Origin of the sequence: Pseudomonas oryzihabitans (assembly GCF_001518815.1) — a bacterium.
Taxonomy (GTDB): Bacteria; Pseudomonadota; Gammaproteobacteria; order Pseudomonadales; family Pseudomonadaceae; genus Chryseomonas; species Chryseomonas oryzihabitans_E.
The window spans coordinates 2,807,570-2,820,575 of sequence record NZ_CP013987.1 but is presented as its reverse complement, the minus strand read 5'-3'; the positions used below and the strand labels follow the sequence as shown (position 1 = coordinate 2,820,575).

Genomic DNA, 13,006 nt, shown 5'->3' with positions numbered 1-13,006 from the left:
GGGATACACTGGCGCTGGAAGGAATTAGCTTGCGGTGACATTGACGATGGCAAGGGGAACGACTTTCATAGTGCGCCACTGATGGTGATCACAGTCGGCGCATCCCTGGCAAACGCTGGCTCATAGCAGCACAGCCTCAGAGGGAGGTGTTACGGATGACGCAAAAGGATGTAGGCAACGATCGCCTCCGCCAGGGAATCAGCTTGATCGTCACAGCGGTGTTTGTCCTGTCCCTGGCGGATGCGTTGGTCAAATACTTCAGTGCGCGACTACCGCTTTGGCAGCTGTTTCTCTCGGTGTCCTGTCTTTCGGTGCCGGCCCTTGGCCTCTGGGTGATCAGCCGCTTCCAGGCAGGTCGCCTCGAAATAGGCTCGATTCGCTGGGTGATGGTTAGAAGTATCCTGCTCTTGCTGATGTGGATCAGCTACTACTCCGCGCTTCCCTTCATTTCCCTGTCGGTTGCCGCCGTCGCTATCTATACGACACCCATTTTCATCGCGCTTTTAGCGACCCGCTATGGCGGTGAGTCCTTGCCCAGACTGGGTTGGTCTGCGGTGGGCATCGGCTTTGCTGGCGTGGCCCTGGTGCTACGTCCAGGTACGGATGCCTTTACTCCTGCCACGCTGCTGCCGGTCATCGGCGCGGTCTTCTATGCGGGCGCGATGGTGATCACGCGGCGGCACTGTCGCAACGAGCACCCTTTGGTATTGGCGCTGGGATTGAATATCGCCTTTTTGGTGGCTGCCTGCTTGGGGGGCCTTACCTCGCTCATGGTCAGTAACACGGTAGCTGCTCGAGCCAATTTCCTATTGTCTCCCTGGCAGCCACTTGGTCGGCAGGAGATGGCCTTCATCGTCTGCTATGCCATGGCGTTGGTCTTCATCAATGCGGCCACCGCCAGGGCTTATCAAATCGCCCCTGCGGCGCTGGTCGGTACCTTCGACTACGCCTACCTTATCTTCGCCTGCCTATGGGGATATGTGTTGTTCCACGAGATCCCAGATCTCCTTACCTGGGGTGGAATGTTGATGATTCTGAGCGCGGGTGTGCTGATTTCATGCGTCCAGAAAAAGCCTTAGCAAAGCGCCCTTGGCTACAAGGGCACCTAGCCTGTCAGTGCGTAAAGCGTAGATAGCGACGCAGCCCGAAATCTCCTACCGGCAATCAATGGAAGAGTGCGGGCTCAGCCTAATGCCCGAAAGGTCGCTCGGAGATGAGCCACGAATGCTTGCGGATTTTCCATCGCCGCGAAGTGCCCACCCTGATCGGCTTCCGCGAAGAACCGCAGATCGGCGAAGCGCCGCTCTGCCCAGCGGCGGGACAGGCGCAGCTGCTCGCCGGGAAAGATGCTGACGCCAGCGGGTAGGGGTAGCGGGGCGGTGGGCATGCCATTCGCCATCTCGCGCATCGCTTCCCAGTAGAAACGCGCCGAACTGGCACCGGCATTGGGCAGCCAATAGAGCATGATGTCGTCGAGCAGATGATCCAGCGCCAGCACGCGCTCGGGCTCGCCCGCGGTGTGCGATACATCCTGGAACAGGGCGTAGATCCAGGCCGCGAGCCCCACGGGTGAGTCGGCCAAGGCAAAGGCGACCGACTGCGGCCGGGTCGCCTGTACTTTCATGTAGCCCGAGTATTCGCGCTCGTAGCGGGTGGCATCCGCGAGCATCCGTTGCTCGTCCGGCGTAGCCTCGGCCACTTCCTGGTCGGTGGGCTGGAACATCACCATGTTCAGATGCACGCCTGCCAGGCCCGCTGGGCGCAGGTGCGCCAGGGCCGTTGTCACCGCAGCGCCCCAGTCGCCACCCTGCGCCAGCCAGTGATCGCCGTAGCCAAGCCGGCGCATGAGCTCGATCCAGGCCATGGCGGCGTGGCCAACTCCCCATCCGGATTCGCGCGGCTGGTCCGAGAAGCCAAAGCCGGGCAGGGAGGGAATCACCAGGTGGAAGGCGTCGCCCGCATCGCCCCCATGGGCGACCGGGTTGGTGAGCGGGCCTATCACCTCACGAAACTCCAGCACTGAACCTGGCCAGCCGTGGGTGAGCAGCAGCGGTGTGGCCTGCGGCTCGGGAGAGCGAACATGCAGGAAATGAATGCCGAGCCCGTCGATTTCGGTGCGGCTACTGCCCCAGCTGTTCATCAGGGCCTCAGCCGCTCGCCAGTCATAGCCACTGATCCAGCGCTCCACCAGGGCCTTCAGACGCTCCAGTTGCGGTCCCTGGCTCCCATCGGGGGCGGTCTCGCGGTCCGGCCAGCGGGTCCGTTGGAGTCTTTCGAGCAGGTCGTCGAGCTGGGCTTGGGGCACCTGGATAGGAAAGGGCTGGATGAGATCGGTCATGGAGAGCCTCGCAGTGAAGGGCGCAGTCGCATAACTGAACGTTATCGTTCAGTTTACAGCCACTGTCAATCCGCTTAAGGTTCGGCCATGAGCGAGATGACCAAACCACGAGGCGGGCGACCCCGTCGGGAAGAGGCAGGCGATGTCGATCGCCGATTGCTGGACGCCGCGTTCGAGCTGTTCCTGGCGCAGGGCTTTGCCGGTACCTCTTGCGAGGCGGTCGCGCGGCTCGCGGGGGCGGGCAAGGCCAGCCTCTATGCACGCTATGCCAACAAGGATCAGTTGTTCGAGGCCGTGATCCGCCGCCACTCCGGAACGCTGCCGCAGATCGAGCCCCTACCCACGGGCCTGCCCCTGGCAGAGCGGTTGCGGCTGGCCGGTAAGGACATGCTGGAGCACGCCTCACGGTCGGAAACCCTGGCCATGATGCGTTTGGTCATCGCGACGGCCGATCGTTTCCCGGCGGTCGCGGCCGAGGCGACCCGCATCGGCTGGGAAGCCGGGCGCCTGCGTGTGCGGCAGGCGATCGAAGCGGGCCCGGATCGGCCGGACGACGTCGATCACCTGCTGGAGGCGTTCATCGATCTGGTGTTTGCCCCGCATCAGCTGCGGGCGCTGCTGGGTGATGACCCCCAGTTGCTACAGGCTCAGGCGGCGGACCGGATCGAGAAGGCGATCCGCCTCCTGGTCCGCTGAGCGCACCTGGCGGGGGAACGGGCCACCTTAATGCTGTGGCCGGCCTTTTAGGGCACGTTAGCCAGATAGCCCCCTCCTGCTTGAGCGCGGAATATCCAAGGGGGTGGACGTACTCCCTCAGCCCCGATCCCGCCGCTGCGGCCTGCCGGCCAGTTGCCGGGCCAGGGCGATGAAGTTCTGCAGGGCGGGCGAAGGGTTGAAGGCGCGGCAGGCCAGGGTGATCGGGGCGGCCAGCCGGGGGCGGGCGTCCAGGATGGGGCAGTAGAAGATGCTGGATCTGTGCAACTCGGTCATGGAGGCCGGGACCGCCGAGAGACCGGCGCCGGCGGCCACCAGGCTGAGGTTGGTGAGCATGCGGTCGACTTCGAAGGCGACCCAGGGCTCGAAGCCGGCATGGCGGCAGGCGTCCAGCAGGTTGGCATACATGCCCGGCGCGCCCGGTTTGCGCACCAGGATGAAATGTTCGTCGGCCAGGGTCGCCAGTGGCAGTCCCCGGCGCTCCAGGCTTTCCAGGGCCTCTTCGCCGATCCCGGCGATGAGTCGGTGATTGCTCGGCAAGGCCAACAGCATCGCCTCGTTGAGCAGCCGGTGATAGGTGACACCCTCCGGCGCGCTGACGGGGGCGCGCAGGATGCCGATATCCAACCGGCCCTCGGCTACCCGCTGGGTAAGGCCCTGGGCGTTGTCTTCGGCGATGGCGATCTCCACATCCGGGTAACTCTCTCGGTAGGCGCGGATGATGCGGGGAATAAGGGCATGGGCGGCCGCCGAACTGGTGAAGCCGAGGGCCAGGGTGCCGTCGATGCCGCGCGCGACGCGTGCCGCGCGGTGAGCGCCCTGGCCCACCCGGGCGAGGATGTCGCGGGCCTCCAGCAGGAAGGCGGCGCCCCCGGCGGTCAGGGCAACGCCCTTGGGGTGACGCAGGAAGAGGGCGAAGCCCAGCTCGTCTTCCAGGGCCCGGATCTGCTGGCTGAGTGGAGGCTGCTGCATGTTCAGCCGCGCGGCGGCCCGGGTGAAATGCTGCTCCTCGGCTACCGTGACGAAGTAACGCAAATGCCGCAATTCCATTCGCTCGCAGGACCTCGTTGACGCCGGCCAGGGTGACCGATCGGTTAGGATGGGGCGCACGGTGTCTGGCGCCACCCGCACAATAATAACAACGGCAGGAGTCCGGATGATCGCGCGGATCGCTCGCAATGGCAGTGTGCAGATAGGCGTGGCCCTTGCCTGCGGTTTGCTGCTCGGACTCTGGCGTCCTGACCTGGGCGCTGCCATGAAGCCGTTGAGCGATCTGTTCCTGCGCACCCTGGGCCTGGTGATTCCCCTGCTCATGTTCGCGCTCATCGTCGCGGCCATCGCGCGGTTGGGGCGGGGTGCCGGCGCCATGGCGGCGCGCATGGTTCTCTATTTCCAGCTCATGTCGTTGCTGTCCCTGCTGGTCGGCGTACTGGTTGGCCTGCTGATCCACCCGGGTACCGCCACCGGGCTAGGCCCCGTACCCATCGACTGGAACGGCGCGGAACCCGCGGACCCGCTGCTGCCGAGTGCCGCCACGCCCTTGCCGAGTCTGCTCGACAGCCTGCCAGGCACCCTGGTGGGCGCCTTTACCCAGAGCGCCATGCTGCCCATGCTGTGCCTGGCCATCGCCCTGGGGCTGGTGCTGCGCGGCCTGGGCGAGCGGGGTATGCCGTGGCTTGCCGGGATCGAACAGGCCTTGGCGCTACAGTTGCGGCTGCTGCGCCTGTTTCTCCGCCTGGCGCCCCTCGCCGCCTTTGGTGCCATGGCCTTCACCGTCTCACGTTATGGCGGCGCTTCCCTGTGGCCCCTCCTGAAGTTCCTGGTCGCGGTCTATCTCGCCGCCCTGTGTTTCATCTGCGGCGTGCTGGGGCTGGTGGCGCGGCTCTGTGGCTTTTCGCTGCTGCGCCTGATCGTCTGGTTGAGGCGCGAGTTGCTGCTGGTGGCGGTCACCGGCTCCTCGGTCGCGGCCTTGCCGTTGCTGATCGGTCGCCTCGAACGCGCCGGGTGTCCGACGGAGCTGGTGCGGCTGTCGCTCACCACCGGCTACACCTTCAACCTGGCGGGCTCGAATCTGTATATCGCGGTGGCACTGCTGTTCCTGACCCAGTTCGCTGGCGTGGAGCTGTCAGCCGCGCAACTGGCGATTTTCATCGTCGTCGGTTTGATCACCACCCTGGGTTCGACCAGTGTCGCCGGTTCGGCTTTTCTGACCTTGGCTGCGACCCTGTCGATCTTGCACTTCGTGCCAGTGGAGGCGGTCGGCCTGTTGCTGGGCGTCGAGCGACTGATGAAATGCCGGTCGCTCACCAATGTGCTGGGTAACTGCGTCGCCTGCCTGGCGCTGGCGCGCTGGCAGGGGACGCTGGACCGGCCACGACTGACGGCCGCGCTCGCCTCCTGAGCCGGGCGAGTCGATCAGTTCTTCAGCAGCTTGCCGAAGGCCTGGTCGAGGGCGGTATCGGCCTCGGCCAACCGCTGACGCCGGGCCTTGGTCCAGTCGACATCGGCCTGCAGGGCCTGCTTCGCCTCGCCGAGCATACGTTGCACCTCGGCCGGTTGCGGACCACCGGTACCGACCCGCGTCTTGACCATGTTGGTCGGAGAGAGCGCGTTGCGGAATTCGGCTTCCTGCAGCGGCAGGCTGGTCTCCTTCCACTGGTACTTCTCGGCAGCCTGGGTGTAGAGCTGCCGGGCCTTGGCGAAGGGAAAGGTCTTGGGTGTGTAGCCTTCGTTGCGGGCTTCCGTGACGATCAGCGAGGCGAAGCTGTGACCGATGCGGAAGGGCACCTTGTGCGCCCGCTCCAGGGTATCGGCCAACTCCATCGAGGTGGTCCATTCGTTCTCGAGTTCTTCCAGGGCGCGCTGCGGATTGACCTTCAGGGCGTCGAGCACGCGGTCCATGCTGGTGAACATGCCGATGGCCGAATCATAGAAATTCAGGTCATCGAAGGCGAACTTGTAGTCCGTCATCCCGGTGGTCACGTTGTGCGCGCGCAGGGTGATGGTCTGCGCCAGGCCGATGGTGTCCGAGGCGGCTTCCCGGGTGCGCATCAACAGCCCCGGATTGCGTTTCTGCGGCATGGCGCTGCTGGTGTAGGTGGAGCCTTCCTCCAACAGTAGCCAGGGGCGGATCTGGTGGTACTGGGTGTGGATGTCACCGATCATCGCGCCGAGACGGATCGCCGAGGAAGCGGCGATATCGGCGGCTTCGATGGGGATGTCGTAGGTGGAGACCTGGCTGGAATCCAGCGAGTTCTGGCGCACGCCATCGAAGCCGAGCAGGCTGGCGAGGCGCTCGCGATTGAGCGGGTAGGCGGAGTTGGCCAGTACGGCGGTACCCATCGGGCTGAGGTTGAGGCGCTGATAGAGCTGGGCGATGCGCTGGGCGTCGCGGGCGAAGGAATCGGCGTAGGCGAGCAGATAGTGGGCGTAGGAGATCGGCATCGCCTGGACGCCGTTGGTATAGGCCGGCACCAGGGTATCGACGTTGGCGGCGGCGAGGGTCAGCAGGCGCTGGCGGGTCGCGTTCACGGCGTCGCTGTAGGCCAGCACCTGGCTACGCAGAGACGCCAGGCGGTAGGTGGCATAGATGTCCTGGCGACTGCGGCCCGAGTGGATCAGCGAGGCTTCCGGACCGATCTTGTCGGTCATGATCTTTTCCAGCTGGAGCACGTCGCTGGGTCGCTTGCCGTCCGGCCGAGCGCCCTGGTCGATGGCGAATTCGACCCCGCCGGCGATCTTGCGTCCCATCTCCGGGGTGACGATGCCTTCCTCGGTCAGCATCACGATGGACGCCTTGTTGATGCGGTTCAGTCCGTCGAACTGGTCTTCGACGCCTCCAACGCGGGCGCCGCTGTGGGTGACGGTGCCGCCGATCCTGGCGACCTCGGCCTTGCACTCGGCGGTGGTCTTGCAGGGCGCGTCGGCGGTGTTGGCGGCCAGCGCCGGAGTCCCGGCGGCCAGGGCGATGAACAGGGCAAGCGGCAGTAAACGCGGGGTAGCGAGCATGGGCGATGGTCCTTTCGGGGCGGGATCGGGGCCGGTGCGGAGGCGTAGCCGGCCGTGGCGTCAGAGCAGGGGCAGGGTGTAGCTGAGGATCAGGCGGTTCTGGTCGAGGTCGGTATCGTTGCGGCTGCGGTAGCTGCCGTTGCGCCAGCGCACCTTGACGTTCTTCAGGGCGCCCGTCTGGACGGTGTATTCCAGCTCGGTATCGCGCTCCCACTCCTTGCCGGCGATCCCGCCGGGTCCGTCGAAATGGTCGCCCTTGAGATAGCGGGTCATGAAGGCGAGTCCCGGAAGGCCCCAGGCCGCGAAGTCGTAGTCGTAGCGCACCTGCCAGGAGCGCTCGCCCGGATTGGCGAAGTCCGGCGACAGCATCACGTAGTTGACCAGGTACGAATCGGTGCCGTTGAGATGGGGAAAGCCGGTCTCGCCGTGCATCTGCTGGTAGGCGGCGCCGAAGGCATGATGGCCGAGGTTGTAGGTGAACTTGGCTCCATAGGCATCGTTGTCGACGTTGGTGCCGCCGTCCTTGCGCGAGCGGGCATAGCGCAGATCCGTCTCCAGCGACTGGTTCTTGCCGAGCGGCAGGACGTGCAGCACGTTGAACATATGCTGTTCATAGTTCTGGTCGAGATGACCGTAGTCGTAGACGGTGGTGAGCTGCTTGGTCCATTTGTAGCTCAGCCCGGCGAAGTCGAACTGGTCACTCGGTCGGCCGCCGCGAATGCCGCTGCCCGACACGGTCATGTCCTCGTTCGCGCTGTCGTTGCGGACCCGGTTCTGGGTCAGGCGCCCGGCGTTGAAGGTGAGGTTGTCCAGTTCCTTGGACACCAGCTGGGCGCCCTGGAAGGTCTGCGGCAGCAGGCGCGAATTGCTGCTGCGGATGGTTTGCAGCCGGGGAATCAGGGTGCCGACCTTCAGGGTGCTCTTGGACACCCGGACCTTGCCGGTCAGCCCGAGCTTGCTGTAGTCGTCGGGTGCTCGCTCATCGCCCACCGGCAGCAGACCGGTGTTCTGCCGGTCCGGCCCCGAATCCAGCTTGAGGCCGAGCATGCCCAGGGCGTCGATACCGAAGCCTACCGGGCCCTCGGTGAAGCCGGATTCGTAGTTGAGAATGAAGCCCTGGGCCCATTCCTCCCGCTTGGATTGCCGAGCGCCGGATTGGCGATAGTCGCCGTTGAAGTAGAAGTTGCGCAGCTCTAGGTCGGCCTTGCTGTCGGCGAACAGCTCGGCGGAGGCATCGAGGGGAAGGAAGGAGGCGAGGGCGGCGGTACCAACCCCGAGTGCTAGCGGTGACAGGCGCATGGTGGGTTCCTTGACGCATTATTGTTATTGGGCGCGTTTCATCGTGAGGCGATAGCCGCTCACGACGGGAACCTTAAGGACTTTGCTGAAAGATTAAAAATATATGAAAAGTCGTGGGTGAATACTTTTTGAGTATGGCCCTGAGGGGCGAAAAGGGTGTCATTGCTCAGCCGCTGATGGCCGGGTCGAGGTCCTTGCCAAGTCTTGCTGGATGCGGGGGTAGCGATCCGCGCTGAGTATCAGCGGACGATGGCCGGCGAAAAGGCTGGCGCGGCGCCTGCTGAAAAGAACCGGTTTTCTCTCATCGTCAAGAGTTGGCTCAGACGGCAGATCCGCCGGTCACGGGTGCGACGCTGCCGTCCTCAATCCTCGCTGGAGGCGAAGCCCTCGAGCCAGCGCGCTTCCGAACAGAGCAGGTGGTGGCGCATGGCGGTCTGGGCACCGATCAGGTCGCGGGCTTCCACCGCGCGCAGGATGGCTTCGTGTTCGGCCACGGCGACGCCCCAGGTCTTCTGGCTTTCGGTCTGCTCGGCGACGTGGGTGGAGAGGGGGCTATGGCGCTCGTCGAACAGCGAGGTGATGATGCGTACCAGCGTGGAGTTGCCGCTCATCCGGGCCAGGCGGCAGTGGAACTTGCGATCGTCCTCCATGGGCGAAAGTCCCTGGGCGATCTTGTCGCTCATGTTCTGGATGCACTTCGCCAGGTAGCGGTAATCGGCCTTGCCGCCCAGGGAACAGGCCAGCACGATGGTCGCGCCCTCGATCATGGCCCGGGCGTGCATCAGCTCCGAAGGACTCTCGCCGAGGGTGGAGGTACGTGCTCCGGTGTTCAGCAGGGCCGCGTTCACATAGATCCCGGAGCCCTGGCGGACCTCGATGTTGCCTTCGATTTCCAGGGCGATCAGGGCTTCGCGCAGCGATGGCCGGGAGACGCCCAGCAGCTGGGCCAGATCGCGCTCCGGCGGCAGACGGGTACCGGCTTCGATGGCGCCCTCGCGGATGTGCTGGCGCAGGCGATCCGCGATCTTCTGGTAGAGCTTTCTTTCGGTGGTGGCAGTGGGCAGCGTCATTGATGAAACCTGCATCTTCAAGGGCTTCAGTATCTCATGGGCTACCCGGTTCGGCGCCAGCGGCTCAGGGCAGGGCGGCCAGCTCGAACAGCGGCGTCGCCAGCTGCCACTTCTCCGATCCCGCCTCGGGTGAGGACAGCTGATAGCGCGCCATCAGGGTTTCCCATTCCTGGATCCTGGGATTGCGCTGCTCCAGCGCCTGCATCCGCGCAAAGGAGAAGTCCGGCCCGGCTTCGAGCAGCATGGTCAGGCGGCAACCGAGGCGCCAGATGGTCATGTTGACGACGCCGGCCTCGCGCAGATGGGCGATGACCTCGGGCCAGACCGCCGCGTGCTGGCGTTCGTATTCGGCGATGAGCGCGGGGTCGTCCCGCAGGTCCAGCAGCAGACAGTAGCGTGTCATGTTCTCGCTCCTCGGCCGGTGGCGGCCGATCAGACCCGTTCAGATTTCGACGATGGCTTTGACGACGCCACGGGCCGGGTCCAGCAGCTCCGCGAAACGGGTGGGCAGCTCGGCCAGTTGCAGGCGATGGGTGTTGAGTGCCGCGTCCGGGATCAGTCCCTCGCGCAGGCAGCGCTCGACGTGCTGGAAATCCTCGGCGGTGGCGTTGCGACTGCCCAGCAGGGTGGTCTCGCGCTTGTGGAACTCGGGATCGGCGAAGCGGATGTGGTCCTTGACCACCGAGATCAGCACATAGCTGCCGGCATGGGCGACGAATTCGAAACCGCGCTCGATGGCGCGGGCGTTGCCGGTGGCGTCGAACACCACGTCGAAGAAGTCGCCATCGGTCAGCCGCGCCAGTTCGTCCTTGTCGCCGTCACCGACGGTCACCGTGGCCGCGACCTGCAGGTGCTGGCGACAGAATTCCAGGCGATCGGTGCGGGTGTCGAGGACGGTGACCTGGGCCCCGGCGATGCCGGCGAAGATCGCCGCCGCCATGCCGATGGGGCCGGCGCCCACCACCAGCACGCGCTGGGCCTGGCCCAGCCCCGAACGGCGCACGGCATGGGCGCCGATGGCGAGAAATTCCACCATCGCCGCCTGGTCGAGGGTGAGGCCCTCGGCCTTGAAGACGAAGCGGTCGGGCAGACTGAGGTACTCGGTCAAGGCGCCGTCACGATGCACGCCCAGGACCGCGATCCTGGTGCAGCAGTTGGTCTTGCCCTGGCGGCAGGCGATGCACTGGCCGCAGGACAGGTAGGGCACCACATAGACAATATCCCCCGCCTGCAGGCGCCCGCTGTCGTCGGTTTCCTCGACGATGCCGGAAATCTCGTGGCCCATCACCCGCGGGTATTCCAGATAGGGCTGGTTACCTTCGTAGATGTGCAGGTCGGTCCCGCAGACGCCGACCCGCCGGATGCGGATCAGGGTTTCGCCTTTGCCACGCGCGGGCTTGGGAGTATCGCGGGAGACCAGCAGGCCGGGTTTTTCACAGATGACGGTCAGCATGATGAAACTCCGCATCGCTCGGGATGCACGTTGGATTCGTGGCGATGCTTTCGCCGGGAATGACCGCGAGCGGTCGGCTTCGTCGGTAGAGGACGGCGGTGGCGCCGACCGGGAGATAAACCTGGCAGGGCAGTCTCATGCCGGGTTTCCTAGCACGGGGGCAGCATCGTCCAGCAAGCCGCGTTGCTTGAGGGTGTTCCAGAAAGCCACCGGGATCGGCGTCTGCAGCCAGGCAACGTTGGTGCTGACCTGCTCGGCGCTGCGGGCGCCGATGACGCAGGACACCACCGCTGGGTGCGCCAGCGGAAACTGCAGGGCCGCCGCTGCTAGGGGTATCGCGAATTCGGTGCAGACCTCCTGCAACGCTCCGACCTTGGCCACCACCGCCGCCGGCGCGACGCCATAGTCGAAATGCTGGCCACCGGCGAGAATCCCAGAATTGAAGACGCCACCGGCGACGATGGCATTGCCGCCGGCAACGCAGCGGTCGAGCAGTGGGCGCAGGCTCTGCTGCTCCAGCAGGGTGTAGCGGCCCGCCAGCAGGGTACAGTCCAGCTGGCATTCACCCATGCTTTCGACGACGATTTCCCATTCGTTTACGCCCAGTCCGATCGCCCGGACCTGGCCACTGCTGCGCAACTGCTCCAGTGCCCGAAAACCCCCGCCCTGGGTCAGGGCCTGCCAGTGCAGGTCATGGCGCTCGCCATGGGTGCGGCGACCGATGTCGTGCACATAGAGGATGTCGATGCGTGACAGCCCCAGCCGCTGCAGGCTGTCTTCATGGGATCTCAGGATGGCGTCGTAGCTGTAGTCGTAGACCGGCTTGAAGGGCAATGGACGGGCCCAGCCGTCGTCGTTCGCGCGCTCGCTGCCGTTGGGGGCGAGCAGCCGGCCCACCTTGCTGCTGAGCACGAACTCATCGCGCTCCTGTTCGTCGAGAACGGTCCCGAGGCGATGCTCCGAGCGGCCATGGCCGTAGAAGGGCGCCGTATCGAAGTAGCGGATACCCTGCTGCCAGGCGTTCGCCAAGGTATCGACGGCCTGCTGCGCCGGCATCTCCTGGTGCAGCCCGCCCAGCTGGGAACAGCCGAGCCCGAGTACCGGGAGCGTCAGGGGGCTTCCGGCCAGGTGTCGCCGCTCAGAGAGGTTCATCGCCAGGCCTCCGTTCAATACAGCACGTTGCGGGCGTCGGCGCTATCCAGGTTGGCCTTGTCGATGAGCAGGACGCCGGTGTCGATGAACTTGGGCACCTTCTGCTTCTCGATCACCTTGATCACCGTGGCGACCGATTCCAGGCCCATGCGATAGGAACTCTGCACCACGATGGCGTCCAGGGTGCCGTCGCGCACGAAGCCCTGCAGGTCCTCGTTGCCGTCGAAGCCGATGGCCTGCAGCTTGCCGGCCTTGCCGGACTGGGCGATGGCCCGCGCCATGCCAACCGCGGTGGGTTCGTTGGCGCCGTAGATGCCCTTGAGGTCGGGATTGGAGGCCAGGACGTCGGTGGTCTGGTTGAGGGCGTTGGCCATCTGCGACTGGGAATAGAAGGGGCCCACCACGGTCAGCTGCGAATGCTGCTCCAGGTATTTGCGGAAGCCGCCGACCCGGCCCACTTCCGAGCCGGTGCCCGGCACATAGGACATGATGGCGATCTTGCCGGTCTTGCCGACCTTCTCGATCATGCGCTGGGCGGAAAGCTCGCCGGCCTTGTTGTTGTCGGTGGAGAGAAAGGACTGGTAGTAGGGCGCGCCGCTTTCCGCCACCGAGGAGTCGATCAGCACCACCGGGATATGGGCTTCCCAGGCCTGCTTGATGGCCGGGACCAGGGCGTCCGGGTCGGACGGCGCCAGCACGATGCCCGAGACGCCGCGGTTGACGGCATTGACCACCATGTTCACCTCGTCGGCGATCGCCGATTCCGAGGCCGGTCCCTGGAAGGTGACCTTGTAGCTGGTGTGCTGCTTGGCCGTTTCCTGCACGCCCTTCTGCACGTTCTGCCAGTAATTGGAGTTGGCACTCTTGACGATGACGGCGATCTCGCCGTTACCGGCCAGCGCCAGGGAGGTCGCGGCGGAGAGGGCGACACCCAGGACCACTTTCTTGAAGTTTTTCATCGGTCGTTCCTTG

12 protein-coding genes are annotated in these 13,006 nt (G+C 65.1%); 3 read left to right on the top strand and 9 right to left on the bottom strand.

Annotation, left to right across the window (positions count from 1 at the left end; translation table 11 throughout):
- The first annotated feature begins 155 nt into the window (after positions 1–155).
- Positions 156–1,079, top strand: a complete 924-nt coding sequence (locus APT59_RS13010) for a DMT family transporter (protein WP_059315236.1) — start codon at positions 156–158, stop codon at positions 1,077–1,079.
- A 104-nt stretch (positions 1,080–1,183) separates the two neighbouring features.
- Here the strand turns inward: APT59_RS13010 and APT59_RS13005 are convergent, their stop codons facing one another.
- Positions 1,184–2,338, bottom strand: coding sequence for an epoxide hydrolase family protein (locus tag APT59_RS13005; protein WP_059315235.1), 1,155 nt, complete (start codon positions 2,336–2,338; stop codon positions 1,184–1,186).
- An 87-nt stretch (positions 2,339–2,425) separates the two neighbouring features.
- On the opposite strand from APT59_RS13005, the gene APT59_RS13000 reads away from it, so the two are divergent.
- Complete coding sequence (locus APT59_RS13000) at positions 2,426–3,034, top strand: TetR/AcrR family transcriptional regulator (RefSeq protein WP_059315234.1); 609 nt, start codon at positions 2,426–2,428, stop codon at positions 3,032–3,034.
- 117 nt (positions 3,035–3,151) lie between these two features.
- Here APT59_RS13000 and APT59_RS12995 read toward each other — a convergent pair whose 3' ends face one another.
- The gene (locus tag APT59_RS12995; RefSeq protein WP_059315233.1) at positions 3,152–4,102 is read right to left on the bottom strand and encodes a LysR family transcriptional regulator; all 951 of its coding nucleotides are present in this window, start codon (positions 4,100–4,102) and stop codon (positions 3,152–3,154) included.
- A gap of 106 nt (positions 4,103–4,208) precedes the next feature.
- Between APT59_RS12995 and APT59_RS12990 the strand changes: the two genes are divergently transcribed.
- Positions 4,209–5,453, top strand: a complete 1,245-nt coding sequence (locus APT59_RS12990) for a cation:dicarboxylate symporter family transporter (RefSeq protein ID WP_059315232.1) — start codon at positions 4,209–4,211, stop codon at positions 5,451–5,453.
- Positions 5,454–5,467: 14 nt separating this feature from the next.
- Here the strand turns inward: APT59_RS12990 and APT59_RS12985 are convergent, their stop codons facing one another.
- The 7 genes from APT59_RS12985 to APT59_RS12955 all read right to left on the bottom strand — a co-directional run bounded on the left by APT59_RS12985 (position 5,468) and on the right by APT59_RS12955 (position 12,993).
- On the bottom strand, positions 5,468–7,060 hold the full coding sequence (locus tag APT59_RS12985) for an argininosuccinate lyase (protein ID WP_059315231.1): 1,593 nt from the start codon (positions 7,058–7,060) through the stop codon (positions 5,468–5,470).
- Between the two features lie 60 nt (positions 7,061–7,120).
- Entirely contained in the window at positions 7,121–8,359 is a 1,239-nt protein-coding gene (locus tag APT59_RS12980; protein ID WP_059315230.1) for an OprD family porin, read from the bottom strand.
- A 362-nt stretch (positions 8,360–8,721) separates the two neighbouring features.
- Positions 8,722–9,429, bottom strand: a complete 708-nt coding sequence (locus tag APT59_RS12975) for a FadR/GntR family transcriptional regulator (protein WP_059315229.1) — start codon at positions 9,427–9,429, stop codon at positions 8,722–8,724.
- A 64-nt stretch (positions 9,430–9,493) separates the two neighbouring features.
- Entirely contained in the window at positions 9,494–9,832 is a 339-nt protein-coding gene (locus tag APT59_RS12970) for an L-rhamnose mutarotase (protein WP_059315228.1), read from the bottom strand.
- A 39-nt stretch (positions 9,833–9,871) separates the two neighbouring features.
- On the bottom strand, positions 9,872–10,882 hold the full coding sequence (locus APT59_RS12965) for a zinc-binding alcohol dehydrogenase family protein (RefSeq protein WP_059315227.1): 1,011 nt from the start codon (positions 10,880–10,882) through the stop codon (positions 9,872–9,874).
- Between the two features lie 135 nt (positions 10,883–11,017).
- Entirely contained in the window at positions 11,018–12,034 is a 1,017-nt protein-coding gene (locus APT59_RS12960) for an aldo/keto reductase (RefSeq protein WP_059315226.1), read from the bottom strand.
- Between the two features lie 14 nt (positions 12,035–12,048).
- Entirely contained in the window at positions 12,049–12,993 is a 945-nt protein-coding gene (locus tag APT59_RS12955; RefSeq protein ID WP_059315225.1) for an ABC transporter substrate-binding protein, read from the bottom strand.
- Positions 12,994–13,006: the final 13 nt, after the last annotated feature.